The sequence below is a fragment of the Flavobacterium turcicum genome, assembly GCF_011365745.1.
GTDB classification, from domain to species: domain Bacteria; phylum Bacteroidota; class Bacteroidia; order Flavobacteriales; family Flavobacteriaceae; genus Flavobacterium; species Flavobacterium turcicum.
Genome location: NZ_JAAOBY010000002.1, coordinates 324,408 through 342,928, shown reverse-complemented (window position 1 = coordinate 342,928; position 18,521 = coordinate 324,408). Strand labels below are relative to the sequence as shown.

Genomic DNA, 18,521 nt, shown 5'->3' with positions numbered 1-18,521 from the left:
TTATGATACTTTATAAAAAAATAGAAGAGCAAACATTTAATATTTTATCAGAATTAAAAATTAACACTCCAAATAAAATAGATGTCTTTAAAATAGCTGAATATTTGGGTGTTGATGTAAAACCTGCCACACTTGACAGTTCAATTTCAGGACTATTTGTCATAAAAGAACAAAAACCATACATTCGATATAACGAAAAAGAAGCTCCACAAAGACAAAAGTTTACTATTGCACACGAATTAGGACATTTTGTTTTACACAAAGACACTCCATTGTTTATTAATAAAAACGAAAAAATTCTTTATAGAAATTCTGACTCTACAACTGGAGAACTTTTAAAAGAAAAAGAGGCCAATTCTTTTGCAGCAGCTTTACTTATGCCCAAAATGTTTATTGAAGAAGAAATTAAAAATATTCCTTCAGGTATAGATCCAATAATACATCTTTCTGATGTTTTTAAAGTTAGTACTCAAGCAATGAATTATAGGTTGAATAATTTAGGTTATTCTTTTTTAGGAATGTATTAAAAGCATAAAGCGAAAAGATTATTTTTATACATTACATCTATATTAATTTGGTTGTTACAACTAGTTTTATTTAAAATTGACTTTTCTTGAATAAATCTCAAACTAGTTCTACTTGGTTTGGGTAGATGTCATTTTTATTAATATTGATAATTTTTTTTATTTCAGGAATTAATTCCTTTTTTATTTCAAAACTCGTTATTATATTTTCTTTAAGTCTATTTTGAAATTTTCTATTATTTTCAAGTGTTGATAAATATTCTTTATTTATTTTTCTGGATTGGGGAGTGTCAATTTCATCCCAAGGAGAATGTTGAAATTGAGTTGCTTCAATAAAAAAACTTTTTAAAGAAATTTCCAGAGGATTCAAATCATTAGTATTATTGATAAAAAGACCATCTTGAGCTACAATTCGAATATTATTATATGCATTGTAAATATCCAAAAAATCTTCATTATGTTTGATTAAAAAAACTTCTAATACATTTAATTCAAACATTTTATCATAGTGTTCAATCAAAGAATTATAATCAAAGTCAGATTCTGCGGGATAAGAATTAAATACTTCTGTTGCATGTTTTTTGTAATTTTTGAAACCAGAAAAAACTTTGTCTATTCCAACTAGATCGAGTTCTGTATCATTAATAAAAAATAAACTAAAACGATCCTTGAAATCATTAATTCTCACGAAATTCTGAATTTCAAATTTTTCGGTTGCAAAATATAAAGCTTTTTTAATGTCAAATGTAAAATCTAAAAATGGTGTTGGGGCACCATAATGTTGTAAATAACTCCAAACAGAGAGTTTTGATGGTACTATTTTAAAACTTTCAAAATATTTTTTAAGAATTGGTTCATTTCTAACTAATGCAATATATTTTTCAATACTGAAATTTTGAGTATTATTTAAAATATTTTCTCTTTGTAATGATGTGTATATTTTCTAAGTAGAAGAATTTATTCCCCTATATATTCCTTGTGATTTGGCGTGTAACTTTAATAATTCTACAACTTCCTTAATTGTATCAACATTTATTATCTTAAAGTTTTTCGACTTTTCTTCAAGTGTAGAATATTCTGGTAATTTCATATTTTGTTATTAAATATCTGTTGATTTCTTCTTCACTTTGGTAAACTAGCTTAGAACTAATTTATAAAATTAATAAATAGTGCATTTTTTAAAGTTTTAGCAATTCTTGAACTTTAAATATTACCTAACAAATTACAGCATTTTATATTTTAATAGCAATATCGACTTTTAGTGATATATTGACTCATTATAAAAAAGTAATATAAAACTACTGCCAGACTTAAATACAAATAAAACAAAAAAAGATACCTAAACATATTTGAACTAACTATTTTTATAAAGGTTGTTCCGGTAAAAAATCTTTTGGAGAGCAATTCAAAGCTTTAGAGATTAAATTTAAGTGAATTATATTGTACTTGGCTTTTTTTGATGGCGCTTCTATTTGAGATATAAAAGTAATATTCTCACCAAATAACAACGACAAATCTTGTTCTATCATCTTTTTAGATTCTTTAATTTCTTTGATCCAGTATATGAAATACCTTTCTGCTTGCCTTTAATTACAAAATTTTCTTTATCTGTTTAATATAAATCAAAAGTTACTTTTATGATATACGCGTGTACTGATTAAATTATAACTTCATCTTTATAAACTTTTCTTTTATTTGATTTAATTTATACAATCCATGTCCAATGTTTTCATGAAGGATAAACACTTCATTTTCATCATATATAATACCACTACGTGAAATTTCAAAATTATTTAACTCTTCAAACTTATCTTGAAATTCACTAATTCTAAAATCAATATAATCTATGAATTTAATTATTAATTCATCTCGATCTTTAAACTTTAAAACTTCTTTTCTATTGAGCAAACAAATTACATAATTTTCGTTTTCAGTAATTAAATTTTTTACGAGTAAAAAATTTTCAAATTCGATAGGACTATCTTTTAATTGTGCCTTGAATTTAATATTAAAAAAAGAAGATACTTTTTCATAAATATCTTCATGCGTTTGCATTCTATTCATAACTAAGGCTTTTATAAACTTTGTTAATTTGATCTTTCTTTTAGATAAAAACTATTAGCTCATTAATTAAATTATATATGGCATCTATTCTCAGAATTTAACCTTTTAAAAACAAAAAAAAGTGCCTCTAGCTCCTTTCCCTATTTTTTCCTCCACCTACTTCCATATCTATTATAATCATCCATTCATAAAACTTTCCTCACAGGTAAAACCCAATAAACCAAACTATAACAATCCCAACTATCTCAAACCATTCCCTAATTTATAATAAAACTTTTAATAAATATAAAAATATTAAATGGAAAATAGTTTTGAAATGAAAAGCTTTAATTTCGAGTTAATAAATTGTTTAAATAAAAAAAATGCCTAAGCATCTTTGAATTAACTATTTATAGCGGTTGTTCTGGCCAAAAGTCTTTAGGAGAACATTCCAATATTCTTGAAATATCATTCAAATGTTTGACATTGTACTTTGCTTTTTTGGATGGAGCTTCAATATCAGATATAAAAGTTGTACTTTTTCCCAAAGCTAGAGAAAGAGAAACTTGGCTAAGACCTTTCTTTTCCCTCAATTCTTTTACTTTTTTTATTAAGTATTTCTCTATGTCAGTAAGTGATTCGTGCATAGTCACAAAATGACTTCAAAAAAGATTAAAAAACTAAGGACTATAATCCTGTATTTTAAAATATTTTATTATATTAGCACCGAATTAATTAAATTTGCGATTCTTCAAATACAATATTGAAGCATTCGCTTTGAATCTCGCACTAGAAAACTGGTAATTTAATAGAAACGAGATGATAAGTAAGATGCTCACGTCCTATGGCGTGGGCTCACTTATTGTTTCCAGGTATACCAGTACCTCTAGTGCAGTAAGCTGAGTACCCACGCCTCTTTTTATAGAGGTTATTAAAAATCTCTCATCTTCAATTCTTAGCGCAATTTGTTATTGATCATTCTCGCAAGTACCTATTGTTTAATCAATAAAAATTGTGCAAATGAAATAAAAAAAAGATTACTACACTTAATGCCTGCGCTGTCTTATTTAATTTTTTGAGTTAGTTAGTTTATTAGTTCGTGAACAGTTGCAGGCTATTAAAGAACTCAAAAAATCTTAGTCTCATCATTATTATCGGTTGAGATTTAAACAAAAAAGCCCTCTACCTACTGTTTGCGACAAGTGTAGAGAGCCAGAATTAAAAAAACTTTCGTTTTAATTTAACCTTATTCAATATTATGAAAAAATTTTCATTTAATAAAGGATTGGCGGTACTTTGCTATCCGTTTATTTTCGGATTTTACCTCTTCTGTACACCAGCCTTAGCAAGGAATACCTTAGCGTTTTCATATTCTCAACAACAATTCAAAGTTAGCGGTACCATAACTGATGCTATTGGTCCACTTTCCGGCGTCAGCATTACGGTTAAAGGACAACAAAAAACAGTATTATCAGATTTTGATGGCACATTCTCCATTTCTGTTTCACCTACCGATACACTTATATTTACCTACATCGGTTTCAAAACGATTACTATTCCAATCGATAGTAAAACAGTTATTAATGTTAAAATGGTAGAAGATGCGACCAACTTACAGGAAGTAAAAATCAATGCAGGTTACTACTCTGTAAAAGAAAGCGAACGCACAGGAAGTATCTCAAAAATCACCTCAAAAGATATAGGTAAACAACCGGTAACCAATGTACTTGCCGCGATGCAAGGCAGAATGGCAGGTGTTAATATCACGCAAAATACTGGTGTAGCTGGTGGTGGTTTTGATATTCAAATTAGAGGACAAAACAGTTTGCGTGCTGATGGTAATAGACCGCTTTACATTATTGATGGCGTGCCCTATTCTTCGGATGCTGTAGGTTCTGATTTAACAGGGATTGTTATTCCGGGACAAACCAGTCCATTAAATAGCATAAATCCAGCCGATATTGAAAGTATTGAGGTGCTTAAAGATGCTGATGCAACTGCCATATACGGTTCGAGAGGATCTAATGGTGTGGTATTAATCACTACTAAAAAAGGGAAAGAAGGAAAAACAAAATTTACTGCAAACGTGTCAGGCGGATTGGGCAAAGTCACCCGATTCATGGATTTGATGAATACACAACAATATTTACAGATGCGCAGAGAAGCATTTATCAATGATGGTATTCCATTTGGACCAACTGATTATGACGTAAACGGAACGTGGGATCAAAATCGGTTTACCAATTGGCAAAAAGAATTAATTGGAGGAACAGCAGAGTTCAACGATATTCAAACTTCATTATCGGGAGGTTCATCACAAACACAATTCTTAATCAATGGTAATTTTCATAAAGAAACAACTGTTTTTCCTGGTGACTTCAATTATAAAAAAGGAAATCTTCTTGCCAATATCAATCACGTATCCGAAGACAAAAAATTTCGGATCAATTTTTCAATGGGATATACTGCACAAGAAAACAACCAGCCTGGAATTGATATAACGCAACAATCCATATTGTTAGCACCAAATGCACCTTCATTATATGACGCAGAGGGCAATTTAAACTGGGAAAATAGTACTTTTAACAATCCACTCGCTAATTTTGAAGGCAAATACATTTCGACATCAAATGATCTTTTAGCCAATGGTTTACTATCTTATAATGTATTACCAAATTTAGTTGCTAAAACAAGTTTTGGTTTTACCGATACACGCTTCGAAGATAGCCGAACACAACCTTCAACAATCTTTGATCCTGCTTTTCAAGTAGGCAGTGAATTTTCGTCTATATACGTTAACACCACTTCAAGAAAATCGTGGATTATTGAACCTCAATTATCGTGGTCCAGAAAATTTAACAAAGCTAAAACCGAAGTATTAATTGGTAGTACCTTGCAACAACAGACATCAAACCAACTGGTTCAAGAAGCAAGCGGATTTACCAGCAATAGCTTAATCTATTCTCTTTCATCAGCGTTTAATGTATTTGATCTGATTGACAATGAAACAATTTATAAATACCAAGCCTTCTTTGGAAGAGTAAATTTTTCGTGGAATGATCGTTACATTATAAATCTCACAGGACGAAGAGATGGCTCCAGTCGGTTTGGTCCTGGCAGGCAGTTTGCAACCTTTGGAGCAATTGGAAGCGCTTGGGTATTTTCAAATGAGCAATTTATAAAAGAGAAACTCAGCTTTATAAGTTTCGGGAAATTACGAGCTAGCTACGGTACTTCTGGAAACGACCAAATTGGAGATTACCAATTTATAGATACCTACGGATCGTCTGGAAATAATTATGGTGGCATTATCGGCTTAGAACCTACTCGCTTATTTAACGCTGATTTTGGCTGGGAAACCAATAAAAAATTGGAGTTCGCTCTAGAAACAGGACTTCTTAAAGACCGAATTTTTATAACTGCTGGTTGGTACAGGAATCGTTCTTCAAACCAATTGGTTGGAATTCCATTACCAGCTACAACAGGATTTAATTCAATACAAGCAAATTTAGATGCCACAGTTCAAAACAGCGGTTTAGAATTTACTTTGCGAACAGTCAACATTCAAAAAGCATCTTTTAATTGGACAAGCAATTTTAACTTGACTGTATCACGTAATAAACTACTCGCCTTTCCAAATCTTAAAGGTTCGACCTTTGAAAACCAATATGTAATTGGTCAGCCACTCAATATAAGAAAAGTATACCATTACACAGGATTAAATCAGGAAACTGGTCTTTATCAATTTGAAGATTATAACGCAGACGGTTCCATTACAGCGGCTGAAGACAGGCAATCCATACGCGATCTAAATCCAAAATATTTTGGGGGATTTCAAAATTCTATTACTTACAAAAACTGGAATTTGGACTTTTTATTTCAATTTGTCAAGCAGTTGAATTATAGTGGATCTTACGGAACAGGAATTCCAGGAACGCTAACCAATCAACCAACAATCCTTACTGACAGCTGGCAAAATCCGGGCGACAACGCCACTTACCAGCAATACACAACTGGTGTTAACAGCGCAGCAGTGGATGCCTTTTTCAAATACTATGCAAGTGATGCGATTATTGAAGATGCTTCTTATATTCGACTTAAAAACGTTTCGCTAACCTACACTATTCCGCAACAATGGCTTAAAGGAGTGCAATGCCGACTGGTATTTCAGGGACAAAATCTTTTGACAATTACTTCGTATTCTGGAGCAGATCCTGAGTCCAGATTTAATACCAGTCTTCCACCACTAAAGGTTTTTACAACTGGACTTCAGCTTACTTTTTAATCTCTTAATGCAATATATTATGAAAAAGAAATCAAATATTAACTGCACTCAAAAAATCCTTTTTGAGTCATTAAATAGAAAATTATTATTTGGAATGTTACTTTTTAGCTTGGTATTTTTAAATGCCTGTGACAACTTTGTAGAAGTAGATTTACCAACATCACAACTAAACACAAACGCCGTTTTTCAAGATCGAGCAACAGCAAATGCCGCAATGATTAATATTTATACCAAAATGCGAGACGCCGGAATACTAAGCGGAAATGTTTCAGGAATGTCTAATCAATTAGGCAACTATGCAGATGAACTAGTTTACTTCGGCGATATTTCAGGAACAACCGTAAATTTTTACAACAATACCATACTTCCTTCTAATGGCGAAATCTTTAGTTGGTGGAGCAACAGCTACAATCAAATTTATGCTGCTAATGCTATTATTGAAGGTGTTAACGCTTCTACTGGATTAGCTATTGCTGATAAAAACCAATTGACAGGAGAAGCATTGTTCGTTAGGTCACTTTTACATTTTTATCTTGTCAATTTGTATGGAAACGTTCCTTACATAACGACAACAAATTATGAAATTAATAAGGTAGCCAATAGAACATTGAGTGCGGAACTTTATTCTAACATCATAGCAGACCTTGAACTTGCCTTTTCACTACTGCCAGAAGACTACATTTCAACGGATCGAGTACGACCTAATAAATCCGTAGCCAAAGCATTATTAGCTAGAGTATACCTTTACAATGGTTTATGGGCGGATGCGGCCAATTCAGCTTCCTACACTTTAAATAATACAGCGGTATACGCTTGGGAAACCGATTTGAACAAAATATTTCTGAAAGAGAGTACTACTACTATTTGGCAATTTTCACCGCGTTTTGATGGTCAAAACACGCAAGAAGGCGAAACATTTGTATTCTTTTCAGGACCTCCTTCGCTCGTTGCTTTAAGTGAGCAGTTACTATCTGATTTTGAATCTGGAGATCAACGTAAAGAAAAATGGATAGGTCCGGTTACTAATGGCATAGATACTTGGTTTCATGCCAACAAATACAAAGAAAAATCCATTACGTCAAGCTCATTAGAGTATTCTATACTATTTCGTTTAGCGGAGCAATACATCATTCGAGCTGAGGCTCGTGCGCAGCAAGGAGACCTGATTGGAGCGAAAGAAGATCTGAATAAAATTAGAACGACAGCAGGTCTTCCTGAAACAACTGCAATTAGCCAACAGGACATACTCACAGCAATTTTAAAAGAAAGAAAAGTGGAATTTTTCACAGAATTAGGACATCGCTTTTTTGATTTAAAAAGAGCTAATAAAATAAATGAAGTTTTAACTCCTATAAAACCTGGCTGGAACTCCACAGATAACTTGATGCCATTACCGGAATCTGAACTATCGTTAAATCCCAATTTAAATCCGCAAAATCCTGGCTATTAATATGAGATACCACATCATAGAAAATATCATTACAAATTCTTTTAGCTATTCAAATCGAATTAAGACCTACTTTGTAGGTCTTATAATTCTTTTTGTTTCATGCTGTGGCGTTGCTCAAAACAATAATAAAAAGGAACTTACGGCTGCCGATTATCCTTTGTGGAGTTATCTTACAGTCGAAAAACTCTCTGAAAATGCAAAATGGGTTAGCTATGTTAATTATTATGAAAATGGTAAAGACACTTTATTTGTTAAAAGCAGTAAAGGAACAATAACCTACAGTTTTGCTGGAGAAAGTAAAGGATCATTTATCGATGATACTTGGTTTTGTTCTATGAATCCAAAAGGAAACTTAACAGTAACTAATTTAGTAACAGCCAAACGAGAAACTATTCAAGGAGTAATCAAATATGATTTAAGAGCCAATTGTAAAGAACTTATCATTTTAAAAAAAGGCAATGACAAAGAGAATATTTTTGAGGTGAAAAACTTAAGTACTAACCAATCTATTGTTCTTGATTCCATTGAGAACTATTCTTATAATTCTATAGCGGATGCAGTAGTCTTGACTTCTAAATCCAAGGGAAACTCGACAGTTATTCTACTAAACTTAAAGAATAAAGTTAAGACGCTAGTAACTAATTCTTCTGAGCTACTTGACAATACTGATTTCGTATGGCAAGACGATGGTAAATCCTTTGCTTTTTTACAGCAATCTGCAAGTGATGTAGAAAAAAATAATAAATCCTCTGTATTCTACTATGTTATTCCAGAAAGTAAATTATACATATTTGACCCAAAGGAGCAAAATAAATTTCCGTTAGATATGAAAATCATTTCTTCTTCTTTCGCAAATCTTAACATTTCAAAAGATGGTAAAAGAATATTCTTTGGGTTGCAAAAAGGCGTTGTTCCTCCTAATGCTTCTCAGGTACAAGTTTGGAATTCACAAGATAAATTTCTTTATCCTGCTAAAATACAAATTGATGATTGGAATAACAAAACCAAAGTAGCAGTTTGGTGGCCTCAAGAAAATCGTTACAGTCAAATTACAGATAATGAATTTCCTAAAATGATGTTAAGCGGTGACCAAAAACAGGCTTTTGTTTATAATTCGCAACACTATGAACCACAAGCAAATTATGATGCGCCATTAGATATTTATACCGCAAATCTGGAAACTGGTGAGAAAAAAGTACTACTTCAAAATCAATTAGGAAATGAAGGAGGCACTTCTGTATCGATGTATGAAAAGCATATTGTTTATTTTAAAAGCAAACATTGGTGGGTTTATAATATGGAAAGCGGTTTACATAAAAATTTAACCAAAGATCTTGATGTTGCGTTTTCTGATCAAAAATCAGATTGGGCAGAAGAATCGCCTCCTTTTGGTAACCCTGGATGGACTGCAAAAGACAACACAGTTTTTATTTACGACCAATATGATATTTGGTGTATTGCTATAGATGGTTCAAAAGCTTTTCGATTGACCAATGGCAGAAAAAATAAAGTAGTTTACAGAATTATCATTTCACCAGAAAACCAATTATCAAAGATGAATTATGATGCTGGAAATTATAAAGCATCTTTCGAACCAAAGGAAACATTAATCATAAAAACGCAATCATTGGACCATACGGGTTACTGTTTTTGGAATAAAAAAACTGGATTAAAAACTTTGTTAGATAAAAAAATGCGCACTTCCCAAGTTATAACTACTACGAGTCGTAATGGCTTTGTCTATGTGGAAGAAAATTTTAATACACCACCAAAATTAGTATTTAAAGAAACAAAAGAATCCAACGAAAAAATACTATTTCAAAGCAATCCCCAACATTTCAAATACAACTGGGGATACTCCAAATTGATAGAATATACCAACGCTAAAGGAAGCATTTTAAATGGCGTTTTATGCTATCCTGCAAATTACAATCCAAAAACAAAATATCCTATGATCGTGTATGTATATGAAAAACTTTCAAAGGAATTGTACAACTACATTAACCCATCACACAACAATCCTACTGGGTTTAATGTTGCCAATCTAACATCAAAAGGTTACTTTGTTTTGCTACCTGATATAGATTATGAAGTTGGCAATCCCGGAGCTTCCGCTACAGATTGTGTAATTGCTGCTACAAAAAAAATTATCGCAAATGAACCTATTGATCCTGCACGAATTGGTCTTATCGGTCATTCGTATGGTGGGTATGAAACAAATTACATCATCACCCAAAGTACTATGTTTGCAACTGCGGTAGCAGGTGCAGCTATTAACGATTTTGTAAGCGGTTATCTTTGGACATCACCAAGTTATCAAAAACCCAATTTTTGGCACTATGAATTTGGACAATTACGTATCGGAAAATCACTTTACGAGGATTACCAAGGCTATCTGAAAAATTCTCCAATTTACTATGCCGATAAAGTAACTACTCCACTTTTATCTTGGTCAGGTGAACAGGATGGCCAAGTACATTATTATCAGAGTTTGCAGTTTTATTTGGCATTGAGACGCCTCGGAAAAACAAACACTATGTTGATTTATCCAGACGAAGGTCATGTTTTATCAAATCGATCGCACCAACAGGATTTGACCCAAAAAATTGAAGCTTGGTTTGACTATTATTTAAAAGGTATAAGTAAAAATTAAGGACTTAAGACTGGAAGAAAATATAATTTGAAATAAAAAAAGCAATGCAATTCCAGTTATGGAATTGCATTGCCATTTGTGCAAACTTTAGAATTATGGTCTGTAAATAGGTACTGAACATTGTCCAGATGAATTTTTACCAAATAATTGTGCACCACTTGGTACTAAACCCACGGTACAAACAATTCCATTATTTACATTCGAACACATGTCTCGTTGTTCACAAGAGGTTGCTTGCAGGTTCAGTTTAATAAATCCTTGAACTGGAGCAACTGTTTTGGAACGCTGACTCATTGCATTAGTTGTAAAAGCACCTGCTATCGCAAGCGCAAATACGGCAACAGGTAAAACCTGTTTGGCAAAATTTGTTTTCATAATAATAAATTTAAAATTATTAACGGTCTACTCTATTACAGGTTTTCGACCTTACCCTGACACTGCAGTATATTTTAAGAATGATTTTAGTTTTAGTTTTTATATGCCTTAATTAAAATGTCACTAAGTTTATAATGAACTAAACGTGATCCAATAAATCCATAAAAATTGTTATCGACCACACTAAAATTTTTCAACTTTTCATTTTTGATGTTATAGACGTAAAAACTACCTTGATACGAATTTGTATTGATATCATAAATGTCAATAATACTAGCATCATTCCACATTTCTTTAGGCTCGTACTGCCCTAATAAAGCCGAATTAATAAACAACAAATTTCTATAAAGTGCACTTGTTTTATTAACGATTAAAGGAGGAGCGGCTAGTTTTATTTCGTTTCTACTTTCTACTGCTCTAACTTTAATTTGTGCCTGACTTATCGTGTCAATTGTTTTACCGCGGTTATTAAGTTTTAAATCCTTATCCGCTACAATAAATTGATTTCGGTATAAGTAAACATACACTAGTTTTTGAATGTCTTTATCAAAATGTAAAGTACCATCCACATCAAAAATACCATCAATTTGCTTCTGGAGTAATTTTGAATTAAAGTAAGTTTTAGACTTGTCTCCAAAATATAATGAACCAAGTACACTTTCGCCGCTTTCATTGTTATTGGAACGAATAGCTAATGTCAGTGAGTCCATTAGCTGGTAATGAGAAAAAGTAGTACTTCCCTCCCATTTTACAAATGCTTTCCAATCGTTTATTTTTCCTTTAAAAATAACAGGAACCGATCCGTCAATTAAATAAAAGTTAGTGTCCGAAATACGAACCTGAACCGACTGAAAAGGAAATTCTATTCGGTTTGGTTGTATCTTAAATTCCGTCTTTTTCTTTAAATAAGAATCTAATTTTGTTACCAAAAGCGGTGCTGTATAATTTCCCAAATAGATAGCTTCTTTTGTAGCACCAGCAAAATAATAGGAACTAACCTTAAGATCTATTTCATTCAGTTTTACAGCGTTTCCAGAATACCGACGGACAAAATTATTTCGATGGTGAATGATGTCTTCCGAAAGAATAAAAAACAAAGTAATAAATCCAATACTTATGACAGTGCTACCGAAGATTGAAAAGTAAATTATACGTGGTTTTATAAAAAATTCAGTAACATTATTTATTGTTAGAACCAGAATTCCAATTAAAGCTATTATAACAAAGAATAAATTGAAAAGTAAGTGTTCCGTCCATCCCATTTTTTCAAGAATGCCACCGCAAGAACAAGGAATAAAGGAACTGTAATTTAAAATAATGTAGATATAGGTTGTAAACATAACCATCAAACTATAAGCAGCAAAAAGACCTATTAACCTGAATCTTTTTATCAGTAGTAGAAGAGAAATCAATAATTCTGTTAATGGAGCAATCCAAACAATCAATCCCGCAAAAGCACTTAGCAATGGTGACTGACCTAACTGTACTTCGAAGTTCTCAAAATCTAATAATTTACTAACTGCAGCATAAACAAACAATAACACATACAACAAGCAAATAGTTTCTAAAATTATACTTTTAATAGTTGTTCTTGATTTCATACTTGCAGGAGTTTAATGATTCAATATTTCTTACTCGAAATGTTTATAATAATAATTTTTTATTAACAGATGAACAAAAATTACAGATACATTTTTTATAAAATAATTACTTTTTAATATTCAAATCCAATAACCTTAAAGTGTAAATATTTGATTCGAAACCTTGATGATTTAAGAGTTATTTGATTTGGATTTGTAATAAACCAAAATTACAACAGCCTGTTTCAGATATTGTTATCAAAAACGTGCTTAGATTTTTCAAAAACATTCTATTTTAGTTAAATAATAAAATCGATACCATTTAAACAAAATTTGTCTAAATGATACCGATACAATTTTGAAATTCTGTTACTTTCCAGTGGCACTTAAAGTAGTAAGCTTTTCACTGAGTTCAATAAGTCCCGCTTTTTGCAAACATTCATCTGCTAAAAGTTTTAATTCTTGCAGATTTTCTTGTGAAATACTAGTCAATAATACAGATGATTTCTCATCATCTTTAGCTGATAATCCACGCTCAATAACATGATTCAATAACAGTACATTTTTTCGTGAAATTTTCAAATCAATCTTCACTACATCATTCATACCAGGGATACTAAGTATAGTATCAAATACTTTGGCTACATCATTTGTTGTTAGCATAATTTTCACAGTTAAATTAATAATTAATTATACAAAGGTATAAAGTCATACCTAAAGTGAGATAGACACAATATGTCCATGTTAGTGAAACCTTTTTTTAGTTATTTAACTTTGCCCTTGACTGATTAATGAACTTGAAAATGTGTAACTATGGATTTCAGAAAACAAAGACTTTTGATTGAGGACGTAAAGAAAATTGATATTACTGCCTATCTATCTTCATTAGGATTCCAGCCTGTCAAGATTAGAAACGCAGATTACTGGTATAATTCGCCACTGCGAAAAGAAAATGACCCTTCGTTTAAAGTAAACCAAAAATTGAATGTATGGTTTGATCATGGTTTAGGCAAAGGAGGAAATCTAATTGATTTTGGACTGCTTTTTCATGACTGCAACCTTATTGAATTTTTAGAAAAAATAAATACTAATCTCTATACTCAAAATCGAATTATTGAGCACGTAAGACTAATAGATTCTAAAGAAGGAAAACTAAAAATAGTAGATGATTTTCCACTTAGATCAACATCACTTTTAAATTACCTTGAAGACCGAAAAATACCACTTGAAATTGCTCGTCAATTTTGTCGCGAAGTGCGATACGAAATCAATGATAAAAAATACTTTGGTATTGGTTTTAAAAATAATTCTGGAGGTTATGAAATTAGAAATCCCTACTATAAAATCAGTAGCTCACCAAAAGATATTACATCTATAATTAATGGTGCAACAGAGGTTGCAGTTTTTGAAGGTTTTATAGACTTTTTATCCTTTAAAGCGACAACCAAAAACCTTCCCGAAAACGGTCAGGATTTTGTTGTTTTAAATTCTGTATCTTTTTTTGAAAGAGCACGCCCTTTTATGGAAAATCACGAATCCATTCGGCTTTATCTCGATCGAGATAATACGGGTTTAAATTGTACTGAACGTGCACTTTCATTGAGTACAAAATACAAAGACGAAAGTCACCTTTACAAAAGCTTTAATGATTTTAACGACTACTTGACGCAATCTTCGAAAGCTTCTAAAAAGCATTTCAGACGCAAGTTATAAATGTAAAGACAACTATTTTAATAGGTTAAGAAATTGCTATATCGGAAAAATTGCAACTCTTAAGAGATCTTGAAACTAATTGAAATAGCTAAAAGATTGCCACGTTCCTGCAATCGGCCAGATGAACGGTTGTATCACAACCGAATCTGGCTGCCCAATCACTCGGAACTCGTGGGCAGTGACACCGAAAATTAGAGAAAATGAAAACTATAGATGATGGAAGAGAAAAAAAACAACCGCACCAAATGGATTCATCTAAGATTAACAACAGATGAATACCAAAAATTGCATGCAAAATTCAAAAAAACAACGTGCAGAAAATTAAGCAATTACCTGCGTAATATATTACTTGAAAAACCCATTCAAACTACTTACAGGAACCAATCTTTAGATGAGATGATGGCTCAAATAATGCTACTGTATAAAGAACTAAATGCCATCGGAAATAACTTTAATCAAGTGGTGAAAAAGCTTCACACATTACATCAAATTCCTGAATTTAAAAACTGGATAATGAGTTACGAACTGGATAAAAAAATACTATTTAATAAGATTGAAGAAACTAAAAAATACATCCAAAAAATAACAGAAAAATGGTTGCAGTAATAAAAACAAGCCATTCAATTCAAACTATTTTCAACTACAATGAAAACAAAGTAAAGCAAGGTGTTGCTGAGTGTATTGGAGCAGGAAATTATCCAATTGATGTTGATAAAATGAATACTACTATCAAACTAAATCGGTTCTTAAAACAACTAGAATTGAATGAAAATGTAAAGCGAAACAGTGTGCATATTTCATTAAATTTTGATCCCTCAGAAAATTATTCTAAAGAAAAATTAATGGCTATCGCAAATACGTATATGGATAAAATAGGTTTCGGGAATCAACCTTACCTGATATACCAACATCACGATGCTGGACATCCTCATATACATTTGGTAACCATAAATATTGAAAGCGATGGCAAACGAATTGACTTGCATCATTTGGCTATTATAAAATCTGAACCAGCTCGAAAAGAAATTGAAGAAAATTTCGGACTAGTTAAAGCACAAGGTGCTAAAAAAAGAGAAGCTTTTGAATTAAAACCCATCACAACGAGTAAAATTCAATATGGAAAAATTGAATCTAAAAAAGCAATTACAAATGTGCTTGACGGAGTGCTTTCCTCTTATAAATATGCAAATCTTAGTGAACTTAATGCAGTTTTGCTACAATACAATGTACTTGCTGATCGAGGTGCTGAAAATTCAAGAATCTTTAAATCAAATGGACTGGTTTATCGCATTCTTGACGAAAATGGCAAACCTATTGGTGTGCCAATCAAAGCTAGTGATTTTTACAACAAACCAACTTTGAAATTCTTAGAAGAAAAGTTCATTCAAAATAAAACAATTTCAACATCAAATAAAAATAGAATCAAAAACGCCATCGACCTGATCTTTTTAGGAAAGAAAACTACCCTTTCTGAATTGGCTTTGTTACTTCAAAAAGAGGGAATCAATACTGTTCTTAGAAAAAATAGTGAAGGACTAATCTATGGAATCACATACGTCGATCATTCCACAAAATGTGTCATAAATGGTAGCACTTTGGGCAAACAATATAGCGCCAAGGCAATTCAAGAACGATGTGGATTTATAACTGCTTCAGAACAAAAAAAGAAAGTTTCTATTTATCATAAACAAATGGAATCTGAATCTAAAATTGCGATTAATGCTCCTTCAAATATAAATGAAACAACTGACTCAAATACAGCTTTTGGAAAAGTACTCAAACTGCTTACTCAACCAGAAAACCCCTTAGATTATGTACCGAAACAACTCAAAGGAAAACGAAAAAAGAAAAAAAGAAAAGGTCAATCTGATCATCAATAAAACTAAATAATATGGCGATGCAAACAGGCGAAAACGAACAAGCTCTGAGAAAGATTCTAGATATGACTAGACTTATCAGTATCATTATTTTAGTATTACATTTTTATTATTTTTGTTATGCTGGTTTCAAACAATGGGGTCTTGTCAGCGAATTTAGTGATACCATTTTAGGCAATATACACAATACACGATTGTTTAGTAGTTTTCATAAATCCAAATTATTTGCTTTCCTATTTTTAGCAATTTCTTTAATTGGTGCAAAAGGTAGAAAAGACGAAAAACTGAACTACAAAACAGCTTTCGCTTATATTATAACTGGAATATTTATTTATCTAATCAGTTACTTCACATTACATGTAACAACAAATGTGATTCATGCCATCATAATTTACATCACTTTAACTGCTATTGGATATCTTTTGATGCTAACTGGTGGCACTCTATTATCTAGAATTATTAAAAACCGTCTCGATAATAAAGATATTTTCAACAAAGAAAACGAGACCTTTCCACAAGAAGAACGACTCTTAGAAAATGAATATTCGATAAATCTTCCGGCCAAATACTATTTAAAAAACAAATTAAAAAAAAGCTGGATCAATATAATCAATCCATTCCGAGCAGTAATGGTTTTGGGAACACCAGGATCTGGTAAATCCTATTTTGTAATCCGGCACGTAATTACGCAACATATACGCAAAGGCTTTACCATGTTTATCTATGATTTCAAGTTTGATGACCTCTCTAAAATCGCATACAATACGTGGCTTAACTATAAACATTTGTATCCTAATCCTCCTCAATTTTATGTAATTAATTTTGATGATCTTACACGCACACATCGTTGCAATCCTTTAGAACCATCGGCAATGACTGATATTACTGATGCATCTGAATCAGCGCGAACCATTTTGTTAGGTCTCAATCGTGAGTGGATCAAACGCCAAGGCGATTTCTTTGTCGAATCGCCAATCAATTTTTTATCAGCAATAATTTGGTATTTAAAAAAATATAAAGATGGTGAATTTTGCACCTTACCACATGTTATCGAATTAATGCAAGCAGATTACGATAGTCTATTTACATTGCTTAGAACCGAGAAAGAAATTGAGGTATTAATTAATCCATTCGTAAATGCATACCTCAACGACGTAATGGAACAATTAGAAGGTCAAATTGCTTCTGCTAAAATTGCAATGGCAAGACTTTCCTCACCACAATTGTACTATGTTTTATCGGGCAATGATTTTACTTTAGACATCAATAATCCTGACGACCCAAAGATTGTTTGTATGGGAAACAATCCACAGAAAATACAAATTTATGGCGCTGTTTTGTCTTTATATGTCAATCGCTTAGTAAAGCAGGTGAACCAAAAAGGAAAACAAAAAAGTAGTTTAATATTTGATGAGTTTCCTACCATTTATCTCAACAATATGGACAGTTTAATTGCAACTGCAAGAAGCAATAAAGTAGCAACATGCCTCGGCATTCAAGACTTCAGTCAATTACGTAAAGACTATGGACGCGAACAAGCAGATGTCATTATGAATATCACTGGAAATATTATTAGCGGACAAGTTACAGGTGATAGTGCAAAACAACTATCAGAACGTTTTGGTAAAATTATGCAAGACAGAGAAAGTCTATCCATAAACAGTGGTGATACATCTATTAGCCGTTCCAAACAACTGGAATCAGCCGTACCACCATCTAAAATTTCATCCCTAAGTTCAGGTGAATTTGTAGGTATGGTTGCCGATGATCCAGATTGTAAAATTGACCTGAAAACATTTCATTGTGAAATTGTAAATGACCATCTAGCTCTAAAAAAAGAACAAGAAAATTATGAAGATATCACTGTAATTCGTATGGTTGATAATAGTATGGTGCAACGCAATTATTTACAAATAAAACAGGACATTCAAGACATCATTCATTCTGAAATGGAGCGATTATTAAATGATCCAGCGTTGGCTTATTTGGTGATTAAGAAGTGAAATAGGATCAGAATCTAT

General features: G+C 31.9%; 15 protein-coding genes and 1 pseudogene. 8 read left to right on the top strand and 8 right to left on the bottom strand.

The window, feature by feature from the left end; genetic code table 11:
* Positions 1 to 2 precede the first annotated feature (2 nt).
* Positions 3 to 527: an ImmA/IrrE family metallo-endopeptidase gene (locus G9Q29_RS05350; protein WP_166134075.1), complete on the top strand. Its 525-nt coding sequence runs from the start codon at positions 3 to 5 to the stop codon at positions 525 to 527.
* Between the two features lie 97 nt (positions 528 to 624).
* Here the strand turns inward: G9Q29_RS05350 and G9Q29_RS05345 are convergent, their stop codons facing one another.
* From G9Q29_RS05345 to G9Q29_RS05330, 5 genes and pseudogenes are all read right to left on the bottom strand, one after another.
* Positions 625 to 1,212: a hypothetical protein gene (locus tag G9Q29_RS05345; RefSeq protein ID WP_262887515.1), complete on the bottom strand. Its 588-nt coding sequence runs from the start codon at positions 1,210 to 1,212 to the stop codon at positions 625 to 627.
* Positions 1,213 to 1,242: 30 nt separating this feature from the next.
* Positions 1,243 to 1,374, bottom strand: a pseudogene (locus G9Q29_RS14965) (FRG domain-containing protein); the annotation flags it as partial.
* Positions 1,375 to 1,888: 514 nt separating this feature from the next.
* Positions 1,889 to 2,053 carry a hypothetical protein gene (locus tag G9Q29_RS05340; protein ID WP_205729834.1) on the bottom strand — a complete coding sequence of 55 codons (165 nt, stop codon included), beginning with the start codon at positions 2,051 to 2,053 and terminating at the stop codon, positions 1,889 to 1,891.
* Between the two features lie 133 nt (positions 2,054 to 2,186).
* On the bottom strand, positions 2,187 to 2,588 hold the full coding sequence (locus G9Q29_RS05335; RefSeq protein ID WP_166134073.1) for a hypothetical protein: 402 nt from the start codon (positions 2,586 to 2,588) through the stop codon (positions 2,187 to 2,189).
* A gap of 389 nt (positions 2,589 to 2,977) precedes the next feature.
* Complete coding sequence (locus tag G9Q29_RS05330) at positions 2,978 to 3,214, bottom strand: helix-turn-helix domain-containing protein (protein WP_166134071.1); 237 nt, start codon at positions 3,212 to 3,214, stop codon at positions 2,978 to 2,980.
* Positions 3,215 to 3,825: 611 nt separating this feature from the next.
* Between G9Q29_RS05330 and G9Q29_RS05325 the strand changes: the two genes are divergently transcribed.
* The 3 genes from G9Q29_RS05325 to G9Q29_RS05315 are packed head-to-tail and all read left to right on the top strand — an operon-like array spanning position 3,826 to position 10,955.
* A complete protein-coding gene (locus G9Q29_RS05325; RefSeq protein WP_166134069.1) occupies positions 3,826 to 6,852 on the top strand; it encodes a SusC/RagA family TonB-linked outer membrane protein in 3,027 nt (1,008 codons plus the stop codon).
* Positions 6,853 to 6,871: 19 nt separating this feature from the next.
* Positions 6,872 to 8,302, top strand: coding sequence for a RagB/SusD family nutrient uptake outer membrane protein (locus tag G9Q29_RS05320; protein ID WP_166134067.1), 1,431 nt, complete (start codon positions 6,872 to 6,874; stop codon positions 8,300 to 8,302).
* 1 nt (position 8,303) lies between these two features.
* Positions 8,304 to 10,955, top strand: a complete 2,652-nt coding sequence (locus tag G9Q29_RS05315) for a S9 family peptidase (RefSeq protein WP_166134065.1) — start codon at positions 8,304 to 8,306, stop codon at positions 10,953 to 10,955.
* A gap of 93 nt (positions 10,956 to 11,048) precedes the next feature.
* Here G9Q29_RS05315 and G9Q29_RS05310 read toward each other — a convergent pair whose 3' ends face one another.
* The 3 genes from G9Q29_RS05310 to G9Q29_RS05300 all read right to left on the bottom strand — a co-directional run bounded on the left by G9Q29_RS05310 (position 11,049) and on the right by G9Q29_RS05300 (position 13,573).
* Positions 11,049 to 11,330, bottom strand: a complete 282-nt coding sequence (locus G9Q29_RS05310; protein WP_166134063.1) for a DUF6520 family protein — start codon at positions 11,328 to 11,330, stop codon at positions 11,049 to 11,051.
* A 92-nt stretch (positions 11,331 to 11,422) separates the two neighbouring features.
* The gene (locus G9Q29_RS05305) at positions 11,423 to 12,931 is read right to left on the bottom strand and encodes a MauE/DoxX family redox-associated membrane protein (protein ID WP_166134061.1); all 1,509 of its coding nucleotides are present in this window, start codon (positions 12,929 to 12,931) and stop codon (positions 11,423 to 11,425) included.
* Between the two features lie 348 nt (positions 12,932 to 13,279).
* Positions 13,280 to 13,573: a hypothetical protein gene (locus G9Q29_RS05300; protein WP_166134059.1), complete on the bottom strand. Its 294-nt coding sequence runs from the start codon at positions 13,571 to 13,573 to the stop codon at positions 13,280 to 13,282.
* A 150-nt stretch (positions 13,574 to 13,723) separates the two neighbouring features.
* Here G9Q29_RS05300 and G9Q29_RS05295 point away from each other — a divergent pair, with 150 nt between their 5' ends.
* The 4 genes from G9Q29_RS05295 (at position 13,724) to mobC (ending at position 18,503) form a co-directional block, all read left to right on the top strand.
* Entirely contained in the window at positions 13,724 to 14,623 is a 900-nt protein-coding gene (locus G9Q29_RS05295) for a toprim domain-containing protein (RefSeq protein ID WP_166134057.1), read from the top strand.
* A gap of 216 nt (positions 14,624 to 14,839) precedes the next feature.
* A complete protein-coding gene (locus G9Q29_RS05290; protein WP_166134055.1) occupies positions 14,840 to 15,229 on the top strand; it encodes a plasmid mobilization protein in 390 nt (129 codons plus the stop codon).
* Positions 15,217 to 16,503: a relaxase/mobilization nuclease domain-containing protein gene (locus G9Q29_RS05285; protein ID WP_166134053.1), complete on the top strand. Its 1,287-nt coding sequence runs from the start codon at positions 15,217 to 15,219 to the stop codon at positions 16,501 to 16,503. The genes G9Q29_RS05290 and G9Q29_RS05285 overlap by 13 nt, the downstream gene beginning before the upstream one ends.
* A 17-nt stretch (positions 16,504 to 16,520) precedes the next feature.
* Positions 16,521 to 18,503, top strand: coding sequence for a conjugal transfer protein MobC (gene mobC / locus G9Q29_RS05280; RefSeq protein WP_166134624.1), 1,983 nt, complete (start codon positions 16,521 to 16,523; stop codon positions 18,501 to 18,503).
* Positions 18,504 to 18,521 lie beyond the last annotated feature (18 nt).

Bases quoted from the DNA above. Each gene is read 5' to 3' on its own strand.
- G9Q29_RS05350 (WP_166134075.1), top strand. From the start codon at position 3: ATGATACTTTATAAAAAAATAGAAGAGCAAACATTTAATATTTTATCA.
- G9Q29_RS05340 (WP_205729834.1), bottom strand. From the start codon at position 2,053: ATGATAGAACAAGATTTGTCGTTGTTATTTGGTGAGAATATTACTTTT.
- G9Q29_RS05335 (WP_166134073.1), bottom strand. From the start codon at position 2,588: ATGAATAGAATGCAAACGCATGAAGATATTTATGAAAAAGTATCTTCT.
- G9Q29_RS05330 (WP_166134071.1), bottom strand. From the start codon at position 3,214: ATGCACGAATCACTTACTGACATAGAGAAATACTTAATAAAAAAAGTA.
- G9Q29_RS05325 (WP_166134069.1), top strand. From the start codon at position 3,826: ATGAAAAAATTTTCATTTAATAAAGGATTGGCGGTACTTTGCTATCCG.
- G9Q29_RS05320 (WP_166134067.1), top strand. From the start codon at position 6,872: ATGAAAAAGAAATCAAATATTAACTGCACTCAAAAAATCCTTTTTGAG.
- G9Q29_RS05315 (WP_166134065.1), top strand. From the start codon at position 8,304: ATGAGATACCACATCATAGAAAATATCATTACAAATTCTTTTAGCTAT.
- G9Q29_RS05310 (WP_166134063.1), bottom strand. From the start codon at position 11,330: ATGAAAACAAATTTTGCCAAACAGGTTTTACCTGTTGCCGTATTTGCG.
- G9Q29_RS05305 (WP_166134061.1), bottom strand. From the start codon at position 12,931: ATGAAATCAAGAACAACTATTAAAAGTATAATTTTAGAAACTATTTGC.
- G9Q29_RS05300 (WP_166134059.1), bottom strand. From the start codon at position 13,573: ATGCTAACAACAAATGATGTAGCCAAAGTATTTGATACTATACTTAGT.
- G9Q29_RS05295 (WP_166134057.1), top strand. From the start codon at position 13,724: ATGGATTTCAGAAAACAAAGACTTTTGATTGAGGACGTAAAGAAAATT.
- G9Q29_RS05290 (WP_166134055.1), top strand. From the start codon at position 14,840: ATGGAAGAGAAAAAAAACAACCGCACCAAATGGATTCATCTAAGATTA.
- G9Q29_RS05285 (WP_166134053.1), top strand. From the start codon at position 15,217: ATGGTTGCAGTAATAAAAACAAGCCATTCAATTCAAACTATTTTCAAC.
- mobC (WP_166134624.1), top strand. From the start codon at position 16,521: ATGCAAACAGGCGAAAACGAACAAGCTCTGAGAAAGATTCTAGATATG.